Annotated in this window: 17 protein-coding genes and 1 riboswitch; of the genes, 4 read left to right on the forward strand and 13 right to left on the reverse strand. The window is 61.3% G+C overall.

Going from position 1 to position 22,740, the window contains the following annotated elements; genetic code table 11:
• Positions 1 to 42: 42 nt before the first annotated feature.
• From F560_RS0113300 to F560_RS0113325, 6 genes are all read right to left on the reverse strand, one after another.
• Positions 43 to 1,725, reverse strand: coding sequence for a ribulokinase (locus tag F560_RS0113300; RefSeq protein ID WP_019006229.1), 1,683 nt, complete (start codon positions 1,723 to 1,725; stop codon positions 43 to 45).
• A gap of 63 nt (positions 1,726 to 1,788) precedes the next feature.
• Positions 1,789 to 2,502, reverse strand: coding sequence for an L-ribulose-5-phosphate 4-epimerase (gene araD / locus F560_RS0113305; RefSeq protein ID WP_019006230.1), 714 nt, complete (start codon positions 2,500 to 2,502; stop codon positions 1,789 to 1,791).
• A 284-nt stretch (positions 2,503 to 2,786) separates the two neighbouring features.
• A complete protein-coding gene (locus F560_RS0113310; protein WP_019006231.1) occupies positions 2,787 to 3,896 on the reverse strand; it encodes a GntR family transcriptional regulator in 1,110 nt (369 codons plus the stop codon).
• 116 nt (positions 3,897 to 4,012) lie between these two features.
• On the reverse strand, positions 4,013 to 5,305 hold the full coding sequence (locus tag F560_RS0113315; RefSeq protein ID WP_019006232.1) for an ABC transporter substrate-binding protein: 1,293 nt from the start codon (positions 5,303 to 5,305) through the stop codon (positions 4,013 to 4,015).
• 115 nt (positions 5,306 to 5,420) lie between these two features.
• Entirely contained in the window at positions 5,421 to 6,260 is an 840-nt protein-coding gene (locus tag F560_RS0113320; protein ID WP_019006233.1) for a carbohydrate ABC transporter permease, read from the reverse strand.
• A complete protein-coding gene (locus F560_RS0113325) occupies positions 6,260 to 7,144 on the reverse strand; it encodes a carbohydrate ABC transporter permease (protein ID WP_019006234.1) in 885 nt (294 codons plus the stop codon). Before F560_RS0113325 ends, F560_RS0113320 begins: the two co-directional genes overlap by 1 nt.
• A gap of 119 nt (positions 7,145 to 7,263) precedes the next feature.
• On the opposite strand from F560_RS0113325, the gene F560_RS0113330 reads away from it, so the two are divergent.
• Both F560_RS0113330 and F560_RS0113335 read left to right on the forward strand, forming a co-directional pair.
• Positions 7,264 to 9,105 (forward strand): sensor histidine kinase, encoded by a 1,842-nt coding sequence (locus tag F560_RS0113330; RefSeq protein ID WP_019006235.1) that lies wholly within the window; start codon positions 7,264 to 7,266, stop codon positions 9,103 to 9,105.
• The gene (locus tag F560_RS0113335; RefSeq protein WP_019006236.1) at positions 9,102 to 10,754 is read left to right on the forward strand and encodes a response regulator; all 1,653 of its coding nucleotides are present in this window, start codon (positions 9,102 to 9,104) and stop codon (positions 10,752 to 10,754) included. Before F560_RS0113330 ends, F560_RS0113335 begins: the two co-directional genes overlap by 4 nt.
• Before the next feature lie 101 nt (positions 10,755 to 10,855).
• Here F560_RS0113335 and F560_RS23290 read toward each other — a convergent pair whose 3' ends face one another.
• Together F560_RS23290 and F560_RS0113345 are read right to left on the reverse strand one after the other, a co-directional pair.
• Entirely contained in the window at positions 10,856 to 11,539 is a 684-nt protein-coding gene (locus F560_RS23290; RefSeq protein WP_019006237.1) for an HAD family hydrolase, read from the reverse strand.
• Between the two features lie 60 nt (positions 11,540 to 11,599).
• Positions 11,600 to 11,965, reverse strand: coding sequence for a tautomerase family protein (locus F560_RS0113345; protein ID WP_019006238.1), 366 nt, complete (start codon positions 11,963 to 11,965; stop codon positions 11,600 to 11,602).
• Positions 11,966 to 12,214: 249 nt separating this feature from the next.
• Positions 12,215 to 12,299: riboswitch (cyclic di-GMP riboswitch) on the forward strand.
• A 27-nt stretch (positions 12,300 to 12,326) separates the two neighbouring features.
• On the opposite strand from F560_RS0113345, the gene F560_RS0113350 reads away from it, so the two are divergent.
• Both F560_RS0113350 and F560_RS0113355 read left to right on the forward strand, forming a co-directional pair.
• Positions 12,327 to 13,076, forward strand: coding sequence for an EAL domain-containing protein (locus F560_RS0113350; RefSeq protein ID WP_026298269.1), 750 nt, complete (start codon positions 12,327 to 12,329; stop codon positions 13,074 to 13,076).
• Between the two features lie 127 nt (positions 13,077 to 13,203).
• Positions 13,204 to 14,157: a D-2-hydroxyacid dehydrogenase gene (locus tag F560_RS0113355; RefSeq protein ID WP_019006240.1), complete on the forward strand. Its 954-nt coding sequence runs from the start codon at positions 13,204 to 13,206 to the stop codon at positions 14,155 to 14,157.
• A gap of 5 nt (positions 14,158 to 14,162) precedes the next feature.
• On the opposite strand, the gene F560_RS0113360 is transcribed toward F560_RS0113355, so the two are convergent.
• The 5 genes from F560_RS0113360 to F560_RS0113380 all read right to left on the reverse strand — a co-directional run bounded on the left by F560_RS0113360 (position 14,163) and on the right by F560_RS0113380 (position 22,721).
• The gene (locus F560_RS0113360) at positions 14,163 to 16,088 is read right to left on the reverse strand and encodes a DUF2264 domain-containing protein (protein WP_019006241.1); all 1,926 of its coding nucleotides are present in this window, start codon (positions 16,086 to 16,088) and stop codon (positions 14,163 to 14,165) included.
• 29 nt (positions 16,089 to 16,117) lie between these two features.
• Positions 16,118 to 17,254: a glycoside hydrolase family 88 protein gene (locus tag F560_RS0113365; protein WP_019006242.1), complete on the reverse strand. Its 1,137-nt coding sequence runs from the start codon at positions 17,252 to 17,254 to the stop codon at positions 16,118 to 16,120.
• A gap of 18 nt (positions 17,255 to 17,272) precedes the next feature.
• Positions 17,273 to 19,189, reverse strand: coding sequence for a heparinase II/III family protein (locus F560_RS0113370; protein ID WP_245554844.1), 1,917 nt, complete (start codon positions 19,187 to 19,189; stop codon positions 17,273 to 17,275).
• Positions 19,190 to 19,282: 93 nt separating this feature from the next.
• Positions 19,283 to 20,881 (reverse strand): response regulator transcription factor, encoded by a 1,599-nt coding sequence (locus F560_RS0113375; RefSeq protein ID WP_019006244.1) that lies wholly within the window; start codon positions 20,879 to 20,881, stop codon positions 19,283 to 19,285.
• On the reverse strand, positions 20,874 to 22,721 hold the full coding sequence (locus tag F560_RS0113380) for a sensor histidine kinase (RefSeq protein WP_019006245.1): 1,848 nt from the start codon (positions 22,719 to 22,721) through the stop codon (positions 20,874 to 20,876). The genes F560_RS0113375 and F560_RS0113380 overlap by 8 nt, the downstream gene beginning before the upstream one ends.
• Between the last annotated feature and the right edge of the window lie 19 nt (positions 22,722 to 22,740).

Consider the following 22,740-nt stretch of genomic DNA (forward strand, 5'->3'; position numbering starts at 1 on the left):
CTGCTTCGCCCCGTCGCATGGAACAAACCGCCGTCTTCCCGCTTAATGCGCGGAAGCCGACACTTCGTCCTTGAGCGCTTTCAGCCGCTTCATCACGTCGTTCTCGCCGCGGCCGAAGTAATCGTGCAGCTTGCGGTATTCCTGGTACAACCGTTCGTACACGGCCACGTTTTCGGGAATCGGCTTAAACGTTTCCTCCCGCACGCGCGCCATCGCTTTCGCTGCGTCCACGATGCTGTCGTAGCCGCCTTTGGCCGAGCCGGCCGCGACCGCCCCGAACATCGCCGCGCCGACCGCCGGCGTCTGCTTCGAATCCGCAATCTTGATTTCGCGGTTCGTCACGTCCGCATAAATCTGCATCAGCAGCCGGTTTTTCTGCGGCAGGCCGCCGCAGGCGTACACTTCGTTCACCTCCACGCCGTGGCTGTGGAACGCGTCGATGATCGTCCGCGTGCCGTACGCCGTCGCTTCCAGAAGCGCCCGGTACACTTCCTCCGGCTTCGTCAGCAGCGTGTATCCGACCATCACGCCCGTCAGGTTCGTATCCACCAGCACCGACCGGTTGCCGTTCCACCAGTCCAGCGCCACCAGTCCCGACTGCCCCGGCTTGTAGGCGGCCGCCCGCTCCGTCAGCCATTCGTGAACGCTGACGCCTTCCTTGTCCGCCGCTTCCTTCACATATGCCGGAACCGCTTCCTCGACAAACCATTCGAAGATGTCGCCGACGGCGGACTGGCCCGCTTCATAACCCATATAACCCGGAATAATGCCGTCCTCGACGACGCCGCACATGCCTTCGACGGCGACTTCCTTCTTGCCGAGCAGCATGTGGCAAATCGAGGTGCCCATCGCCATGACCAGCTTGCCTTCGTCGACCACGCCGACCGCCGGCACGGCCGCATGCGCGTCGACGTTGCCGACCGCTACGGCGGTGCCGGCCGCAAGCCCCGTCAGCTCCGCCATCGCCGGCGTGATTTCGCCCGCTTTCGTGCCGAGCGGCACGATGTCTCCCCGTAGCTTCGTGTCGATCAAGTTTTCCAGGCGCGGGTCCAGCGCCTTGAAGAACTCGCGGCTCGGATAACCGTCGCGCTTGTGCCAGATCGATTTATACCCGGCCGTGCAGCTGTTGCGGACAAAGTTGCCGGTCAGCTGCGATACGACCCAGTCGGTCGCTTCGGTGAACCGGTCGGTCGCCTCGTACACGTTCGGGGCCTCGTTCAAAATTTGCCAAATCTTCGCGATCATCCATTCCGACGAAATTTTTCCGCCGTACCGTGGCAGAAATTTCTCCCCGCGCTCCGCCGCGATCGCATTGAGACGGTCCGCCTCGTCCTGCGCCGCGTGATGCTTCCACAGCTTGACCCAGCTGTGCGGATTGTCCTTCCATTCCGGCTTGAAGCAGAGCGGAACGCCCTCCTTGTCCACCGGCAGCATCGTGCATGCCGTGAAGTCGATGCCAAGGCCGATGACGTCGTCCTTGGAGACGCCCGATTCCTTCAGCACGGCGGGAATCGAGCGGCGAAGCACCTCGAGGTAGTCGTCCGGGTGCTGAAGCGCCCAATCGTGTTCCAGCGGCTTGCCCGAACCCGGCAGCTTCTCGTCGATGACGCCGTGCGGGTACGGCGTAACGTGGTCGGCCACCTCGCGGCCGTTCGACAGATCCACCAACACCGCGCGTCCGGACTGCGTGCCGTAGTCGACACCGATCGCATACTTTTTGCTCATCGTAAGCCTCCTCCGATTTCAAGAAAAATGGCAGCGCCTCGCGCATCATGCGAAAATGCCGCTTCAAGCCGACGCTTCATGCTCCTTGCCCGGCTGGCCGTAGTAGGCGGAAGCGCCGTGCTTGCGTAGATAATGCTTGTCGAGCAACTCCTGCTGCATCGAAGGAATGCCGGCATTCAACTGTCGGGTGTGGTAGGCCATCTTCGCGACCTCCTCCAGCACGACGGCGTTGTGCAGCGCTTCCATCGGATTTTTGCCCCATGCGAACGGAGCGTGGCTGTATACGAGCACGCCGGGCACGGCTTTGGGGTCGATGCCGCGGAACGTTTCCACGATGACGTTGCCCGTCTCGAGCTCGTAATCCCCCCGGATCTCCTCCGGCGTCATCGGGCGGGTGCACGGTATCGTTCCGTAGAAATAATCGCCGTGCGTCGTCCCGAGCGCGGGGATCCCTTGACCCGCCTGCGACCAGATCGTCGCCCAGGTCGAATGGGTATGCACGATGCCGCCGATGCCGGAAAAATTCCGGTACAGCACAAGATGCGTCGGCGTGTCCGAGGACGGACGAAGACCGCCCTCGACGACGTTGCCGTCCAGATCGACGACAACCATATGCTCCGGCGTCAGCTCTTCGTACGCCACTCCGCTCGGTTTGATGACCATCAGTCCGCTGCCCGGATCGAAGCCGCTGACGTTGCCCCATGTGAAGGTGACAAGCCCGTATTCCGGCAATGCCTTATTGGCGCGGCAAACGCTTTCTTTTAACGCTTCCAGCAAAGCAGGCTCACCCTTTCCGGCCGTATCTTATGAATATTCAAAAATGTATGCGGCTTCATTATACACTTGTACGTACATGTATGTCGAGAGGAGAGTGTCTTGCCTAAGCTTGTTCCGACATCATATGTCCGGCACAGGTTTCGGAACCGGTTTCAGAACGGGAACCATTTTCGGAACGCAGACGAGTTTCGGAATGAGAACAGATTCGGATCAGGAACAGACTCGGAATGAGAACAAACTCGAACGGGAACGGGTTCGGCTTGGCCGTCCCCGTTCCGCTTCCGTCAGGATGGAGCCTGGCTTTGCGCAGGCGCCGTCGACTGCCGGACGATCAGCTTCGGCGCGTAGACTTTCGCCGTCTCTTCCGGCGGCTGCCCGCTCTCCAGCATGGTGACGAGCATGTCCGCCGCCGCCTCGCCCATTTCCGCCTTCGGATGCGCCACGGTCGTCAGCTTGATCTCGGTCGCCGTCGCGAGAAACGAATCGTCGAAGCCGACGACCGACAAGTCCTCGGGCACGCGCAAGCCGGCTTCCCGCACCACGTCGAGCAGCGCCACCGCCAATTGGTCGTTGTAGCAGACGATCGCGGTCGGCCGGTCCGGCCGGGCCAGCATCTCGCGCAGCGCCGCCTGCGGCCGCTCCTCCTTCTGCTCGGTGGCGTACCGGATCAGCAGCGCGGGATCGACCGGCAGCTTCCGCTCGCGGTGCGCCTGCAGAAATCCTTTCAGCCGGCGGCTGCCTTGCAGGTCGTCGGTTTTGAAAAAGCCGGCGACGCGCCGGTGGCCCAATTTGAGCAAATGATCGGCGGCGAGCTTCCCGCCCGCTTCGTCGTCGAGCTTGACGCAGGGGCAGTCCAGGTCCGGGTAGCTTTCGTTGATCATCAGCAGCGGAATGCCGTGGTACTCAAGCGCCATGTAGGCGTCGAAGTTCGGGTTCCCCTCGGCGCTGCGGGTCGGCTCCACGATCAGCCCGCATACCCCCTGACCGAGCATCATTTCCAGGCTTTCGCGCTCGCGGTCCTTGCGGTTGTCCGTGCTGGAGAGAAGCAGCCGGTAGCCCCGGTCCTTGAGCGCCGCCTCCACCCCCCGGACGATCGACGGAAAAATATAATCGGATATATAAGTCGTAATCAAGCCGACCGTCCGGTTCATCCCCGTGTTCCTCCGCTCTCCGGACAGGCGGGAGACGAACGTTCCCTTTCCCTGCTCGCGGGACAGCCAGCCTTCCTGCACAAGTTCCCCGATCGATTGGCGAACCGTTTGGCGGCTTAAGCCGAACTGCTCGGACAGCTCGTTCTCCGAAGGTAGTTTGTCTCCGGGCCGGTAGCGTCCGCCGGCGATCCAGGAGACGATCTCTTCTTTCAGCCGCAAGTATTTCGGGGAATGCGAATTCAAACCGTTCACCTCAAGACGTTTTTTTTCATTATACCACACGATCCAACTTGTACGTACAGGGTTGCCGTTTAATACGCAAACAGGCGCCCGCGGGCGCCTGTCGCTTCCTTCATTTTTTATTTCTGCACGATATCCTTGACCGCCTGATCCAGCTTCCCGAACAGCTCATCCTTGCCGATCTGTCCGCCTTGATACTCCTGCATCGCCGCGCCCCAGCCCTGAATGACGCCGTCCGGGTAGCGGCCCCAATGCCAGCCGCCCGCATCCTTCGCCTGCGCCGACACCGCGGCGCCGAGCTGTCCGATGTCCTCGGACGCGGCCGGAATCGTGACGAGCGCCGGAATGAACTTGAATTCCTTAACCAGGTAGTTTTTGCCCGTTTCGGAAGAGACAAGCCAGTTCAGAAACGCTTTCGCTTCCTCCGGATGCTTGGACTTGCTGTTGACGATCCAGAAGTTGGCCGGACCCGTGTAGATGCGTCCCTTGCCGCTGTCGTCGATCGGGATCGGCATCATGCCGAGATTCAACTGCGCCACTTTGTCGATATCGCCTTGAATCCAGTTGCCCTGCTGAATCATGGCCGCCTTGCCCGTGGCGAAGTTGGCCACCTGCGTCGCATAGTCGGTCGTCAGCTTATCCTTCTGGCTGTATTTGAATACGAGGTCGACGTAGTTGATCCACTTTTCGAACACTTCGTTGCCCTTGAACGACGCCGTGCCGTCCTTCGTTCCTTCGACGAACTTGACCGGATCGGACTGTTCGGCGAGGCCGACGTTAATCGTATGATGCCCGATCGACCACCATTCGTTCGTCGTCGAGAACGGCGTAATGCCTTTCTCCTGAAGCTTCTTCGCCGCATCCTCAAGCTGGGTCAGCGTCGTCGGAAGCTCGGCAATGCCCGCCTGGGCGAACAGGTCCTTGTTGTAAATGATCCCGTAGCCCTCGATATTCATCGGCATGCCAAGCAGCTTGCCGTCCACTCTCGCCGGCGCCGCCGCGGACGGAACGACGTCTTTCGCCCAAGGCTCGTTCGACAGATCGGTCGCGCGGTCGTAGTACGGCTCAAGCGCCGCGTAGCCTTCGGCGTTGAAAATTTCCGGCTCGGACCCGGAGGCGATTTCCGCTTTCAACAGCGCGTTGTAATCTTCGCCTCCTCCGTGCGTCTCGATCTCGACCTTGACCCCCGTCTCCTGCTCGTATGCCTCCGCCAGTTGGTTGAAGGCGTCCGCGATTTCCACCTTGAAGTTGAAAATCTTGATCGTCACGTCTTTCTTCTCCGCCGAGGGCGAAGCGTTCGAGCCGGACGGGCCGGACGCATCTCCCGAGTTAGCACCGTTCCCCCCGCTCGAACCGCAGCCGGCGACCGCGAGCATCACCGCAATCAGCATCCATACGGACCAACGTTTCATTCTGACATCCTCCCCTTTTGGGCTGTGTTCTGCCTGCTACGACCCCCATTATAGAAAACGCTGTCATGCCGAACTACCGACGGTATTGTTCAATTTAGTGTAACCTATTGATTTTTTATCCTTTTATGGAACCGGATGTGATCCCTTCGACGATATATTTCTGCAGCAGCAGAAACATCGCCACGATCGGCGCCACGCTCATCGCCAGCCCCGCCAGCGCCAAATCCCATTGCTTCGTATATTGGCCGAAAAACCGCGTCACCGCAAGCGGTATGGTGGTCAAATCCTTGTTCGAGCCGATGATCAGCACCGGCAGCAAGTAATCGTTCCAAATCCACAGCGCATTCAAAATCACGACCGTCACCGCAATCGGCAGCAGCAGCGGGAACACGATTTTCCAGAAAACGCCGTAGGGCGTGCAGCCGTCCGCGACCGCCGCTTCCTCGATTTCCGTCGGCACGCCTTTGATAAAACCGTGAAACAGGACGACCGACAGCGCCAGTCCGAAGCCGAGGTAACAAACGACGATGCCGGGCAGGTTGCCGCGCAATTCGAGCAGGCTCGTCACCCGGACAAGCTGCAGCATGATCGATTGGAACGGAATCGTCATCGAGGCGATGAAGCAGCCGAACAGCATTTTGTTAAACAAGGAAGGCCGGCGCACGAGCCGGTACGCCGTCATCGAGCCGATGATGACGATGCAGGCCACGCTCGCGGCGGTGATCGCAAACGAGTTCAACAGCACCTTCGGAAACCGGATGACGTCCCACACTTTCGCGTAATTGGAGAACAGGTACGTTTTCGGCAAGGAAGCCGCGTCGACCAGAATCTCCCCCAGCGACTTGACCGAATTGACCAGCACGAAATAAAAGGGAGACAAAAACAACAGCGCAAGCACAATGCCCCCCGACTCCAGACCCAAAAGACGCAGCTTCGCGGCGCGTTCCCTGCTCATTAGGCCTCCACCTCCTTGCGCTTCGTCAGCCATACCTGCGTAACGGCGATGACCGACACGAACAGGAAAAACAGCATCGCCTTCGCCGTTCCGAGCCCGTAACGGTTGTTGACGAGCGCCTCCGCGTAAATGTTGTAGGCGAGCGACTGCGTCGACGTGCCCGGGCCGCCCTTGGTCAGCGACAGGTTCAGATCGAACATCTTGAACGCGTTCGACGTGGTCAGGAACAGGCAGACGGTAATCGCCGGCATGACGAGCGGCAGCGTGACGCGGCGCACGGTTTGCCAGTAGCCCGCTCCGTCGATTTTGGCCGCTTCCTGAAGATCCTTGGGCACGCCGACCATGGCCGCAATGTAAATGATCATCATGTAGCCGGCCGTCTGCCAGACGAAGACGATGACCAACCCCCAGAACCCGGTGCCCGGCGTGCCCAGCCACGGCAGCTCGAACAGCGGCCAGCCGGTCCGTTCTCCGATCGTCTTGAAGCCCTTGGTGAAAATGAACTGCCATATAAAGCCGAGCAGGATCCCGCCGATCACGTTCGGCAAAAAGAAAATCGTGCGCAGCGCGTTCCGCGTTTTGAGCGGGCGGGTCAGAAGCAGCGCGAGCCCGAAGGCGAGCGCGTTCGCCGCCGCGACGGTCACAGCCGTGAACCGGATCGTAAACCAGAACGACTTCCAGAATTTCTCGTCGTTCATGATCCGCTCGACATTGTCAAAACCGATCCACACGGCTTTGTCCATGTCAAGCCCGTTCCATTCCGTAAACGAATAGTAAAAGCCGAGCAGAAACGGAACGAGCACGATGAGTCCGAAGGCCGCAAGCCCCGGTCCGACGAAGATCCACTGCTGCGCCCACTCGCTTGCCCTTTTGCGCCAAGACATGCCCTAGCCCCCTTTTCATCCTTGCGATTTACCTAAAATATAAAGACATATTGTTTTTTGAACCACCGATAGATATGATGGGTTTGGTGTAATATATTGACCTGAGGGGAGACGCCGACATGCCGGGAACGAGCATCCGCAAGAAGCTGATGGGGCTGCTGCTGGCGGCCACGATCATTCCGATTGCCCTTTCCATGTTTCTTTCGGACTATTACATCAAGGATGCCGTCACACGCAAGTCCATCCGGGACAATCGGACACTGTTGGCATTGGGCAAAACCAACATTTTGAACTACACGGACAATATCAACCGCATTTCGCTCGCCGCATACCATTCCGTCAATTCGCCCGCCTCCTTGTTCGCGATGATCGAGAAAGGGGCAAGCCCCCACATCGATCCGCAAGCGTTCGATCTGGCCAACCGGACGACGATCTACGCCCACCTGCTGAACATGTACCAGTCGCTCAAGGAAATTCACCAGATTCACCTGCAAATCGCCGGCGGCCATCGCCTTTCGTATTTGCTCGCCCGCGGTTTTTTCCGGGGAGGAACGGAGAGCGGGATCAACTGGCCCGCAGAGCGCCTGTCCGATCCGAAGCCGTTCATGGAAGCGTCGCACGCAAGCGGCCATTACGAGCTGGATTGGAACCGCAAAATTCCCCAGGCGGATGTCGTCACGCTGCGCAGGCCGATCATCCGCACGCCCAGCGACGAAATCATCGGCTACTTGTCCATCGACGTCAAGACGAACGAGCTGGCCGCCATCTGCCGCAAGCTCGCGCTGTCCGGGCAGGAGACGCTATACCTGATCGACCGCGGCGGCCGTATCGTCTGCGCCGAGAACGCCGATCCCGAAAGCGCCGTGCTCGAGGCTCCGTGGGCGGCCAGCCTGCTCGCCTCGTCCGGCGAAAGCGGGACCCTCAAATGGAAGGACAAAGCCTTTTCCGGCATCGTCGTCTACGACACGCTCCGCACGCCCTATATGGACTGGATCGTCGTCAAGCAGCTTCCCTATTCCTACCTCTACCAGAATGCGCAAGGAATCCGTGCGATCAACACGGGCATTCTCGCGTTTTTTCTCGTCGTCGTCGTCATCGCCACCTTGTTCATCTCGTTCCGGTTCACGAAGCCGATCCGGCGGCTCATCCAGCATATCAGCCAAGTGCAGACAGGCAATCTGAACGTCTCCGTTCCGGTCCGAAGCAACGACGAAATCGGCATTCTCGCACGGCGGTTCAATGCGATGATTGCGACGATCAACGACCTGATCAACCGGGAATACAAGCTGGAACTCGCCAACAAAACGAATCAGCTCAAAGCGATGCAAGCGCAGATCAATCCCCACTTCCTCTACAACGCGCTGCAATCGATCGGAACGCTGGCGCTTCAGTCGGGCGCGCCGAAGGTGTATTCGCTCATCAATGCCGTGGCGAAAATGATGCGCTACAACATGAGCGCAAGCGAGACGGTCGTGCCGCTCGGCGCCGAGCTGAAGCACGCCAAAGCGTTTCTGGAGCTGCAGCAGCAGCGGTTCGGGGAGAAGCTTGACGTGCTTTACGAGCTCGATCCGGCATCCCTTGACGCGCTCGTCCCCAAGATGCTGCTGCAGCCGATCTTGGAAAACGTGTTCAAGCACGGCTGCGAGCCGCAGGGAGGCCGCATGGAAATCAGGCTGCGCACGCGGATCGAGGCGGACGGAAGGCTCTCCGTCACGGTGAAGGACAACGGCGCCGGCATGGAGCCGGCGAAGCTCGACGAGCTGCGGCAGCGCCTGTTCCGCACGGCCCATTCCGGCATCTGGCTGGACGGGAGGGAACATATCGGGCTGAGCAACGTATGGATGCGGCTGAAGCTGTACTTTGGCGAGGCCGCGGAGATGGCGATCGAGTCCCCGCCGTCCGGGGGATTTGCCGTCTCGCTCGCGATTCCGGTTACGCATTCGGGGGAGGTGAAGCCATGAAGGTGTTGATTGTGGACGACGAGCGGCACGTTCGCGAAGCGGTGAAAATGCTGGTCGACTGGCCGGCGTTCGGCATCGGCGAAATCGTCGAGGCGGACAACGGCGACGAGGCGATCCGGCTGATCGGGGAGAAGCGGCCGGACATCGTCATTACGGACATGAAAATGCCGGTCCGGGACGGCTGCGACCTGCTTCGCTGGATTCAGGAAAGCGGGCATCCCGTCCGCCGGATCGTCATCAGCGGGCACGACGATTTCGATCTCGTGCGCAGTACGATGAAATACGGCGGGCAGGATTATTTGCTCAAGCCGATCGACCAGGAGGAGCTTGCCGAAGCGCTGCGCAAGGCGGTCGACGAGCTGCGCCGGGAAGAGCGGGACCGGCTGCTCAGCTGCAAGCGCAGCATGGAGATGAACCGGTTCAAGCCGGCGTACTGGGATCGGATGTTTTCCAGCCTCGTGTCGGAGCCGGGCGCTTACGCGGCGGCGAGCGACATGCTGAAGGAGGAATTCGGGCTCAAAGCCGGCGACCGCTGCCAAGTCGTCGTCATGAGCGCGCTGTCGGCGGCCCCGGCCGTTCTGGAGAAATACGAGCGGAACCGCGATCTGCTGTTTTTCTCGCTGGCCAACGTGTGCAACGAGTTTTTGCGGCCGGACAATCTCGGGTTCGCCTGCCGGCATTGGAGCAGCGAAGACGAACTGCTGATCTTTTATTGGAACCGGTTCGCGGAGCTGCAGAGCCTGCTTGTCCGGATCAACGACGGGCTTGAGCTGGCGCTGGGCAGCCGCTTCGACTTCGGGATCGGCCCGGCGGCCGACTTTCCGCAAGGCGCCGGCGATTCCTACGCCGCGGCGCGTGCGGCGCTTCGGCAGCGGAACCTGCTCGAGCGGCGGACGCGGTATTTCGGGCCCGGCGAGCCGCCGAAGCCGGCTGTGGCCGCGCCGCAGGCGACGGATTACGAGGAGCGCTTCCGAATTGCGCTGCTGAGCCGCAGCGAGGCCGAAATCCGGGCTGCCGTCGCGGACTGGATGCGGGCGGTGGCGGGCCTTCCTGTCATTACGCCGGAGCAGCTGGACCTGTGGCGAATGCAGTTTCAGGCGATGCAATCGCGCTGGGCGCGCGATCTGCCCGGAGGCGGCCGGGAAGGCGGAACCCTTGGCCGGGAGCCGGAAGAGACCGCATCTTCGGGGCCGTATCGGGATCCGGCGCATGGAGCCGCGCCGTTTACGTTCCCGCTGGACGCGGAAGGACGGCTGTCCTTGTCTTTGTGGGAACAGGAGCTGAACGCGCGGCTCGCCGCTCTCGCCGCGGCATGGGGCGGCGAGCGGCAGAAGGACAACAACATGATGCGCGAAATCGCCAGGTACATCGAGCAAAACTACAACCGGGAATTGACGCTGCAGGAGATCGCCGGACAGTTCCATCTCAGCCGGGAATACATCTCGCGGAGGTTCAAGCAGGAATTCGGGGAGAACCTGTCCGACTTCCTCGAACGCATCCGGATCGGGAAAGCGAAGCGGCTGCTGCGCAATCCCGCGTTGCGGATCGCCGAGGTGGCGAACATGGTCGGCTATGCGGACGAAAAATACTTCAGCAAAGTGTTCAAGAAGCTGGAGGGGCAATCGCCCAACCGGTACCGCAAAGGCTGAGCGGCATGCCCGGATGGGCCGGCTTGTCCGCAAAAGCGTGCGGAAGCGGCCGGAGGAGGGGCCTTCATCGTGAAGGCACCCTCCTCCGGTTGCGCCGGGCTTCAGCCGGCCGCTTCGTTCCCGCTTTCCGGCGGGCCGAGACGGTCGATCCAGCTGCCGAGCGGCTGCTCGGCAAGCGAAGAAATGACGAGATCGGCCTCGGAGAAATCCATGCCCGCCGTCAGCGGATTCGGCACGGCGACGCCGTACAGGCCGGCGGCTTTGGCGGCGCGAAGCCCGTTGAACGAGTCCTCGATCGCGACCGCCTCGCGGCCTTGGACGCCGAGCGACGCGAGCGCAAGAAGGTACAGCGCCGGATCGGGCTTCACCTTCCGCACCTCGTCGGCGGTATGGATCGCGTCGAAATAAGGCAGCAGCCCGAACGCCTTCAGATGCGGCTCCACCGAGCGGCGATACGAGCTTGTGGCCAGGCCGATGCGCAAGCCGCGGCGCTTGGCCTCTTCCAGCGCCGCCGCCACGCCCGGCCGCAGCTCGACCTTCTTCACCCGCTCGGCGAAGATTTCGTTGTACCGCTGTTCCAACGCGCGGCGGTCGATCGGCTGTCCGGTCAGCGACTCCAGATCGTCATAGGGATCGTACGCCCCCCAGGTGCCGATGCCGAGCGCCCATTTTTCCAGCTTCAGCTCCGCCCCGTATTCCGAGAAAATGTCGCGAAAAACATCGTAAGCAACGGACTCGGTGTCCAGAATCGTCCCGTCAAAGTCAAACACGACAGCTTTGATCAATGGTTCCCTCTCCCTCTCTCTGATCGGCATGGCAACGGCTTCCAACCTCGAACGGGGCGTTCAGCGCAGCTCGTCTGCCGGCTTCCCGCGGATGCCCCAATGGCCTCGCGGCACTTCGAAGAGCATGATTTCCAGGTCGTTCTCCGTCAACCCGCACGCTCCCGCTTCTTCGTAAAGCAGCCGGATCAGGTTTTTTTTCGTTTCCGCCGAACGGCCTTCAAGCAGCATAATCTCCACGATCGTGTAATGCTCGGACCGGTCCGCGGGGAAGACGAACTCCGCCTTGTCCAGACCGATAAAACGTTGGAACCGTTTCTCCTCGGGGATGCCCAACGCCTTGGTCAGACAGGAATGAATAATGTCCGACAACGTCTCCCGCACCGCTCCGAGCCGCTCGCGAATGCCGTAAATTTTTACCTGAACCATATGGCTGCCACCTCTCTCTCTTTGTCCTATCCAATATCCGCTTCTATCGTATCATGATTTGCACGGAAATTCATTTTTCCTCGGGCAGGCAAAGCTTTCCGCTTCAAAGCATTTTCATGCCAATTAGCAGCGTACAGGTTTTTTTCCAAAATGGAACATATGTTTTGTAGGAATTGGTCGCTTTTTGGCGAACCCATTATGTATTGGGTATAAAGAATGGTCTCTTAGTCCTTTCGACTGGTACGATCAAACCGAAAATCGCAAACCTTTTGAAAAAAAGGGACGCAAAACCTATGGGCCTAAGGACTTAGTCTATGGCAGCCGGGTTACCGAAATTGACGATCATAAGAAAGGAAAACTCATGGCTACAATGGAAAAAATCATTGCGCAGCAGGATGTTTATCACGTGTTCCAGCCGGTGATGCGCCTTGCCGACCGGTCCGTGCTCGGGTATGAGGCGCTCATCCGATCCGACGCCGTAAGCACACCCGACTTGCTGTTCAAAGCCGCGGCGGAGCAGAACCGGCTGTTCGAACTGGATGTCCTGTCCATCACCAGCGCCATTGCCGCCTATTTCGCCAGCCCAAAAAGGAGGGAATCCGGCGAATATCTGTTTCTCAACGTCTTTCCGTCATCCCTGGCAAACGAAGCGTTCCCGCGTTTTGTCGAAAAGACCTTGCGGGAACACAAGGCGTGTGCCCGTCGAATCGTATTTGAAATCAACGAGTCGAAGTCGCAGGCGGACAGCTGGGACGACGCGAGCTTTGCCCGCAACCTCCGATGGCTTCGCGAGCTCGATTGCCTGGTGGCGTTCGACGATGTGGGAGAAGGCGCGATTACGTTAAGGAAAATTGTCGAGATATCGCCGGATTTCATCAAACTGGACCGATTTTTCGGCCAAAATTTGTTCGCCAGCGAGAAGAAGCAGAAGATGCTGAAATTTTTCGCGGATTATTGCAAGGACGAAGCTATGCTGATACTGGAGGGAATTGAAGAATTAGACGACCTGCTCAAGGCGCAGCATCTGGGAGTCACGCTGGGACAGGGCTTTCTGTTGTCCAGGCCGCGGCATCTGGCGGAACTGTTCGAGGAAAACGAAGTCGCCACTTGACTTCCGGATTCGAAGGGCCGTCATGGTCTTCATCCGGGATTTTGCCGGCTGGGCATGCGCTTGCCTTCCGTTTACAATAGAAGGATAACGCAGGCAATGATGCGATGATAAACGGGAGGTTATGCGAGTGCGCACGCTGATCGGCATGTTCGGTTTTACGCCGGAGCAGGAGAAGCAAATCCGAAGCGCCGTTCCCGGCTGGAACGTCGTCTTCGGCAAGCCCAAAGAGCTCGATCCCGCTCTGTTCCGGGAAGCGGAGGTGATTTGCGGTTGGGCGAAGGAAGCGGAAGCGGAGGCGCTCAGGCCGGATGCCAAGCTGCGCTGGGTGCAGGCCGGATCGGCGGGGATCGACTATTTGCCGCTGGGGAAGCTGGAGGAAAAGGGCGTTGTCGTGACCGACGCGAGCGGTGTTCATCCGGTGCCGATGGCCGAAACGGTGTTCGCGATGCTGCTCGCGTTCGGGCGCAAGCTGCATCGGGCGATCCGGCTGCAGGCGGAGCGCCGGTGGGATCACTCGGACGCGTACGGGGAGCTGCGCGGCAAGACGATCGGCATCGTCGGGGCGGGCGAGATCGGCGCGGAGGTGGCGCGGCTCGCGCAGGCATTCGGCATGCGCGTGCTCGGCGTGCGGAGGTCGGGCCGTCCCGCTCCCCACGTGGACCGAATGTTTGCGCCGGAAGGGCTCGACGAGGTCGTGTCGGCGAGCGATGTGATCGTCAATATCCTGCCGCATACGAAAGAGACGGTTCGCCTGTTCGACGCCGGGCGGTTCGCCCGCATGAAGCCGACCGCCTTCTTCATCAACGTCGGGCGCGGATCGGCGGTCGACACGGCCGCGTTGACGGAAGCGCTGCGTCAGGGACGGATCGCGGGCGCCGGCCTGGACGTGTTCGAAGAGGAGCCGCTGCCCGAAGACCATCCGCTATGGGGGATAGACAACGTCATCATCACCCCCCATATCGGCGGCGCGACGGAACGGTACAAGGAGCGGTTGGCGGAGCTGTTTGCCGCCAATCTGCGGGCATACGTCGCAACCGGGCGGCCCGCCCGGAACGTCGTCGACTACCGTCTGAACTATTGAGCCTCTTATTCCATTGCTAGAACGAACCGCCGGCCTTCGCCGCTCTCGATCCGGATTTCCCCGGCGCCGATTTGGACGCCTAACCGGGCGGCCGCCGATTCGCTCGCGAACAAGACATCGTCAGCCTGCGGGCGGCCGCCGTCCGGCAAGTTCCCGGCATCCCGCCGGTTGCGGAACGGTTCGCCCCAAACGGCGCACGCGAGCCAATGAACGCCCGGCTCGAGATCCGCCAGCAAGGTCGGGATGACCGTGCGCGGGTGGAGCAGATTGGTGTTCGCGTTCGGAACCACCAGCTCCGCCCGGTCATAGCCGCGCAGCCCGCGGATGCCGCTTGCGCCGAAGAAGCAGCGGGCGGCCGCGACCGGCCCGCCCTTGTCCGCGCCTGCCGCTCCGGCCGGGGGCTCCGTACGCAAGTCCCCCTCGTCGGGCAGCGCGAAGCCGCCTTCGGCGGCGGTCAGCGCCCGCCGCGTATCCACGCGGTGAATCCGCACATGCCAGGGCAAACCGGCCACAAGCCACGTCCGCACCTCCACGTCGTTCCACGGCTTCCAGCGGCTGTACAGCACGTTGCCGTCGATGCGCAGCTCCTCGCTGCGGCGGCGCACCCGGAACAACTCGTCCCGTTCGCTGAGCGCAAGCGCCGAATCGAACGCGCCCTGGGCGAGCCCCCATTCGGCTCTCGGGACGCTGAAGGCGAAGGCGTTCGAGTAGGCGAACTTTTCGTATTTGGCCGCCGTGTGCGTATGTCCGTTGGTGCCGCCGTGTCCCGTGTTGAACGCGACGACGTGGTCCGTCTCCGGCCGGCGGCATACGGCCAGATGCGCGGGGCGCTGAACCGAGAGCGGAGGCAGGTCGGGCAGCGGCTCCTCCTCTGCCAGCCAGAACGGATCATCGTCCGGCAGCGCCAGGAGCAGAAACGTCTTGAGCGCCCAATAGGGCGAGCAAGGCGAGTTGTAATTTTCCGCCATGACCAAATTCGGATACGCGTAGCCGACGCTGAGCGTCCCGTCGGCATGGAAAATCGGCTGCCGGAACCACCACCTCAGATTGCGCAGGACGATGCCTTTGACGACGCCCGGCGGGACCGCGTCCACGCCCGCGTAAGCGAGCGCGCTCCAAAACGCCGACTGCGCGAACCGGTACGTGAGGCTGCGGCCGTAGGGCAGCGCGGAGCCGTCCGCCGCAAACCAGCAAATAAAGTCTCCCGCGAACGCCGCCGCCCGCTCCTTGAACCGCCGGCAGCGCTCCGGGTCTTCGTCCTCCATCAGCTTCGCGTACAGAAGACCGAAAAATTGAAGCGCGAACGGCGCGTAATAGTCGCTGTGGCCGCCGACGCCGTCGGCGTACCAGCCTCCTTCCAGCGCAAACGCTTCGATGCGGTCCAGGTTCCGCGCCATTCCTTCCGCGTCGAACGGAAGGCCGACCTTGCGGAAGCCCATGTTCACGAGGACGTGGAAAAAAAGCCAGTTGCAATCGTAGAGCGAACGTTCATTGATCTGCCTGAGCCAGTTGAACAAATTCCGCTTTTCCGGCTCGCCGAGCGGCTCCCAAAAATGCCGCGGCGCCAGCGCCAGCGCGTAGCCGAACGCCGCCATTTCGACCAGCCGCTGATCGTAATCGGCCGCCTCGCCCCAGTACTCCTCGCGGGCGGGATCGGTGCCGCTCGCGATCCCCTTCAAGACGATTTCCAGCAGCGGATCATCGCCGCCTCCGGCCAGCAGAGGAACCATTCCCCACAGCGCCCGGGAAAATCCCTCCAGTTCCGCCACGGCGGCGGGAAAGCCCGCTCCGGCCGCGCCGAGCCGAAGACGCGCGCCGCCTTCGCTGTAGCGGGACGCCAGCGGCTGAAGCAATTGGCGAAGGGCAAGGCGCATGTCCTCGCGCGTCTTTAACGGATTGCGGCGAATCGGAAGCTCGTTCGAAACCGCCATGCCTCATCCCTCCCGACTCATTTCCCGACTTATTCCCAAAAGATGGTTTTCGCGCCTCGCAGCCGGGCCAGGCCTTCGACGAAGAAGTAGTCGCCGTAAATAAGCGGAACGCCGATGTTTTTGCCTTCCGGATAGTGGCTGGTGCCTTCGCGGATCAACCCTTCCTCCTCCGGATCGTCCCATGCGCCGTACCGCGAATCCAGCGATTCCAGCATGCGGACGGCCGGTTCCCGGTACACATGCGCCTCCAGCGGATTCGCTTTGCGGGAGAGCAGCAGCAGGCCGCTGGCCGCGATGGCGGCGGCGGACGAATCCCGGTGTTTCGGCACGTCCGGCGGCAGCCGGAAATCCCACGGCGGAACGAGGTCGTCCGGCAGATTGGACAGGAAGAAATGCGCGACCCGCTTGGCGGCGTCCAGATAAGCCTGCTTGCCGGTATGATGGTAGGACAGCGTCAGGCCGTAAAGCGCCCACGCCGTTCCGCGCGACCAGGCCGATTCCGGCGCATGCCCCTGTCCGCCCAGGCTGCCGGTATGCGCCCCCGTCTGCGGGTCGAACGTGACGATATGGTGGACCGAGCCGTCGGGGCGGACGAACCGATCCAGCACGGTGTCCATATGCGCCTCGGCGATGTGGCGGTAGCGCGGATCGCCGGTTGTTCGCGACGCCCAGTACAGCAGCGGGGTATTCATCGCGCAGTCGATGATCGCCCAGCCCGCGTTGTCCTCGCCTTCGCGCCACGGGTTCCACGCGCGGATATAGCGCCCCTGCGCGTTAAACCGCGCGGCCAAATAATTGGCCGCCTTCAGCGCCCGCAGCTTGGACGCTTCGCCGCCAAGCAGCTTGTAGGAAGCGACGCTGGTCAGCGTCCACATGAAGCCGAGGTCGTGATCCAGCCGCACGAATCCGTCCAGCACCGCGTCCAGCCTCGCCTCGCATTGCTCCGCCGGAAGGCGGAAGCGTTCGTCGCCGCTTTCGTCGTACAGCAGCCACAGCATGCCCGGCCAAAATCCCGCCGTCCACCAATGAGGCTCCTCCAATTGATAGACTCCGTTTACGCTGGCATGGGGAAAGCCGGCCCCGATCCGCTGCACATTGCGCAGCGTTTTGTCCTTCACCCGTTTCCATGCCGTCTCCAGCCATTCCGGCCGTTCGGTCTGGCTCATGCGCCACCTCTCCTCTCTTCATCCAAACGAAATTTCGACGGTCAGCTCGATCCGGTTGACCCGTCCCGGCGTCCGCAGCGCGAAATCGACCGCGTACCATGCCGTCTCCTTCCCGAAGTGATCCCGGTAGGAGCGGCGTTCGAACGACGGCTCAAGCGCAGCGCCGTCGTACCGGATCCGCGCGCAAGGTCCTCCGGCCCCGGCGCGCAACCGAACGCAGCCGTCCGCCTCCAGCTCCGGCGGGAAAAACGTGACGATCCGCTCCACGATGCTGCCGGGCGGCGAATCGAACACGAATTCGTCCCGCAGCGCCAGGACGGGAGTTTCCGTCTTTCGCCAGACAAGCTCCCGAACGAGCGACCGCAGATGCGGAACGTCGTAAACCCGCGCCATCTCCAGGCGAAGCCGGTCCTCCGCCGCTCCCGCGGACGCTTCGAGCACGACGGCGGCGCGGTCCGCTCCCGCCTCCTGACCGCGCCCGTCCACAATCGGCACCGAATGTCCCTGCGAGCCGTTGCAATCGTACGTATAACGGGCCTCCCCGAAATACGCCTCCGTATATTCGCCGGCCCCGAGATCGGCCGCAAGCGCCGCGCTGTCCGCCATCACGATAAAATGGCCGACGTCGTTATGGTTGTGCGGCTCGCCGTTGTGGCCGCCCTTGGCCGCGAAGCCGTAGCGTCTTCCGTTCTTGTCCGCGTGCCGGGAGACGAGCCAGGCGGCATCCGGCAAGTAGGCGGACGCGTCCCCCCATTCCGAGCCGGTCCGTCCCGGCTCTCTCCAGATGAAGTCCCGCAGCGCCGGAGCGAAACGGCTGCAATGATCATCCGTATACGCCGCGCGATAGCGGATATGCGGCGCCTCCGCTTCCGGATACAGCCCCGCCAAATAATGGGAAAGGCCGATCCGGACCGGAACGCGCGCAGGCGAATCGGAGAAATTCGCGACCCGGTCCCCGCATAGATACGCCTTCTGCTGAAACAGCGCAATGCTGCGGACTTTGGGATTGCGGAACAGATCGATCGCGCCCTCGGTCCGCTTCTTGAGCAGATCCGCGAAGTAGACGAAATAGCCGAAGCCGTAATTCCAGTAGCCGAGCCCTTCGGGGCAGGCGCCGTCGTCTCCGAAGCCTTCCAGGTAGCAGTTCATGCTACCGAGCGCTTTGGCCAGCACAATCGCAAGCCGCTCCTTGTCCTCCATCGTCAGCAGCGCGGCCGCGCCGACCGACCCCGCGCAAACCGCCGACCAGTTGTGCCGCGCCGTTTCCCACTCGAAGGGGCCGCCTTGCAGATACGGCTCGAACAGCCGCGCCGACACCTCTTCTCCGATCCACGCCCGCAAGAGCGGCGGAAGCCGATCGCCCAGCAGACAGCGGATTTCGCTTAGCGCAAAGCCGGTTTCGGCGGCGAACAGATCGATCGTCTTCCGCGCATCCCGCCCCTTCACATGGGCCGGCAAGCACCACGTATACTCGTTCAGCACCGCCCAGATCGACTCGTACAGCGCCTCCCGCACCTTCCCGTTGTCCGGCTCGAGCAAGGACAAAAACACGAACGTATTCAGCCGTCTCCGCCGCTCGAAGTAGGCCCGCTCGTATTCGAGCCGCGATCCGGTACGCTCGAACACCGCAAACAGTCCGTACGTCAATTCGGGAACGGGCGAAGCCAGAAGACGCTCCCCTTCCGCCCGAATCTCCCGCACGCAGTCCGCAAAATCCGACGATTCGCCGATCCTTCGCCAGTACGCTTTCAGTTCGTCCTCCCAGCCCGCCTGCGCTTCGTCAGCCCGGGACGGTTCCGCCTCTTCGTTCCGATCGGGCAACCCCCGTGCTCCGTCCGGAATATAAAGCCTGGCCGAAACCGGCGCCATCCGGTTCACGATGGCCCGAAGCGTTTCCTTATCCGGCAATGGCCGATGCGCCGCCTTGTCAGGCATCTTCCGCTGTGCCGCCTTGTCAGGCATCTTCCGCTGTGCCGCCTTGTCAGGCATCTTCCGCTGTGCCGCCTTGTCCGCCATGCCATCCCCGCCTTATCCGCGATATTCCATCGGGGTCAAACCCGTATGGGCCTTGAACGTCTTGATAAAATAGCTTTGATTGTCGTAGCCGAGCAGCTCGCAAATTTCCCCCACCGTATGCTGCGTCTGGTCGAGCAGCTCTTTGGCGCGCTCCATCTTCATCCGGGTGACGTACTCGATAAACGTGACGCCCGTTTCCTTTTTGAACAGTCTGCTGAAGTAGCTGGCGTTCAAATGCAGCTTCTCCGCCACTTCCTCCAGTCCGATCTTCCGGTTCAGATTCAAGGATACGTATTTGCACGCCTCGTTCACCTCGTAGCGCTTGCTGTAAGGCGCCGCGCCCGTTCCCTCCGCCGCGGTCATCAGGTGGCCGATCAGCCATTCCCGCAGCTCCGCCAGCGAACCGATGTCCGCGATTTCCTTGTGCAGCGTCTCCGGCGAATAGCCCGAGCGGACAAACGGCAATGAAAACAGCTTCAGCCTCAGGTCCAGCAGCAGCTTCAGCACCCATTCCTTGACCGCGGCGGGCGGGTAACGCTCCTGCCGGATCCGCTCCATCCAGACTTCCGCGGCGGCGCGGACATCCTCCGGCCGCTTCCCTACGATCGCCTCCCGCAGTTCCGAGCTTGCCGCGTCGTAGCACGCGAACAGATCCTGCTGCGACAGCACCGCGTGCCTGCTCCTCGCGATGTCGCCCGGCTCCAGGTAAAAGCGCTGTCCTTCGTCGGAAACGAGTTCGACCAGCTGGCGCTTCAGCTTCTCCGGCGCGTCGCATTCGGAGCCGATGCGGAACGTCAAGCGGATTTTCAGCACCTTGCGCATCGTCTCCCGAATCGTCCGCAAGCTGTTTTCGACGGTCTCGTAAATATTGGTTTTCAGGCTCGGCTTGTAGGGAAAAAGAAGCAGCTGCCTGCGCTCGCAATAGCCTACGTGCAGCGCCCGGGCCTCGAGATGGCCCAGCACTTCTTTCAGAACGTTGGCGACGGCGAACCGCAGCGTCTGCTCCGAAGCGAAGCGGTGTTTGACATGCAGGTAATCCTCCACGTAGGCAATGACCGGAAGACAGCACTCGCCCTCCAGAAACAAACCGTAAGCGCGGGCTTCCCGCTTCCATATTTCCGGGGAGAGGAGCGGCTGGTGAATGAAGTTTTTGATCGTCTGCTCCTTGCGCAGCTCCATCGACTCGCTGGCCAGCGCCCGCAGCCGGAGCCGCTCGCCGTTGAGCTGCCTTTCCTCGTCGAGCCCTTCTTTGAGACGAAGCAGAAGCCGGACCAGATCCTCCGGGTCGAGCGACTCCTTGAGCAGGTATTCCTGTACGTTCAGGCGCATCGCCTGCTGCGCGAATTTGAATTCGTTGTGGCAGGACAAAATGACGATGCGGGCGCCGGGCTTGCGCTCCTTGATCCGCGCGGTCAGCTCCAGCCCGTCCATGCGCGGCATCCCGATGTCCGTGATGAGGATGTCGGGCGCTTCAAGCTGGGCTTGCTCCCAGGCGCTTTCCCCGTTCTCGAAGGCGCCCACCAGCCGGAAGCCGAGCGTTTCCCAATCGATCGTTTCGGACAGCAGCTCGATAACGGGATAATCGTCGTCGGCCAGCATGACGCTATACATGATGTTCCCCCTCCCGATACGGAATCGTCAGGCATACCGCCGTCCCTTCTCCGGGGCGGCTTTGCACCTCCATCCGGAATTCGTCTCCGCACAGCATTTTCATCCGCTCCACCACATTGAGCAGGCCGAAACCGGAAAATTCGCCGCCGGCCGAAGCGCCTCCCGCGCCCGGGCCGCCTTCCTTCGCGAAGCGGGCGGAGTCTCCGGCCGCCGTACCGGTCAGCTTGCGGTTGAGACTCTCCAGCCTGTCTTTGTCCATTCCGCAGCCGTCGTCCTCCACCGTCAGCCGCAGCGCGCCGCCGGCCGGAGCGGCCGCGATCCGGATCGTGCCGGCTTTGCGGTTCAGCCCGTGAATCAGGGCGTTCTCGACGATCGGCTGGAGGATAAAGCGCGGCACCCTGACGAGCAGCGCCTCCGTTTCGATGTCGAGCGCAAGCCGTACCGGCTCCTTCTGGCGCATATTCATCAGGTCCACGTAATGCGAAATGAGATCGAGCTCCTCGTGCAAGCAGATGTCGTCTTCCTCGCGGCTGATCGTCATCCGCAGCAGCTTGGACAAGGAGCCGATCATTTTGCCGCTTTCCGGGTCGCCGCGGCGGATGACCTTCATGCGGATGGAATTGAGCACGTTAAACAGAAAATGCGGGTGAATCTGCGCCTGCAGCATTTTCAGCTCCGCTTTCCGTTTGCGGGCCTGCGTCTCCGAAATTTCCGCGATCATCTCCTGGACGCGGTCGAGCATCTGATCGAACAGAAAGCCGAGCCGCCCGATTTCGTCCTGCCCCCGGATGCCCGAGCGCACGTTCAGATTGCCCCGCTGCACGGCCGAGGTTACTTTTCCCAACCGCATCAGCGGTTTGGTGAACGCCCTCAGCAGCGCAAGCAGCAGCAGCAGGAACCCGACGAACGAGACGATCTGAAATACGAACACCCGGTTGAAAATCGAGCTGATGTTGACAATCGCCTCTTTGTACGGCTGCATCGAAACGAGGCGCCAATCGTTGAACGAAATCGGCTGCTCGGTAATGAGATAAGGCTTGCCGTCAACCGGCACGATAGCGGAACGGGTCTGGCCCGTCCGTTCTCCCGCGTAAGGGAATACCTTCCCGATGCTCGACGTGTCGGCGCTCGACAAAATCCGGTTGTTCCCGTCGATCAGCATCACCTTCTGGCCGGCGGAAAGCCGGTTGAACATTTGGTTGAACTGGTTCTCCATCATCGTGACCACGACATAACCGTAGATGGCGGAGCTGTCGAGCCGCAGCGTGCGGGCGACGGAGATTTGATACGGGTTTTCGGCTTTGTCGTATTGAAAAACGGTCGGGCTCGAGCCGATCCAGTACGATTCGAAGTTTTTCAGATCTTTCAGCTTTTCGAACCAGGGCTCGCTTTGCATCGACAGCGGATTGTAGTCGCTTGTGGAATAGTTGGTAAAGTAGGTTCCGTTCGCGAGCAGCACCGTCACATAGCTCTTTTCGCCCACGACCGTCAGGCTGTCCAGCTGCTGGATGACGCGGCTGGTTTCCGTAAACTTCCGGTAAGGATCGGCCTCTTGGGAGCCGAAAACGATCATTTTGAAATACGCATTCAAATCCGAATTCACCTGGATATAATTGGCGATCGTCAGCATGGACTTCATCAGATTGGTTACGGAACCGCTTACAAGAAGCAGGGAATCTTGCGCGTTGGAGATCGCCTGCCGCTTGACCGCTTCCTGCGTGAGCGAGTTGTAGATGAGCAGCGTCAGCACGGCCGGAACGAGGAGGCAGGCGACGGATGCCGCCATCAGCTTGTGCCGGATCGAACGGAGCGTTATCCACTGTCTGAGCTGTCTGATCATCCCCGATCTTCCTTTCGTG

The organism is Cohnella laeviribosi DSM 21336, from assembly GCF_000378425.1.
GTDB lineage: Bacteria > Bacillota > Bacilli > Paenibacillales > Paenibacillaceae > Cohnella > Cohnella laeviribosi.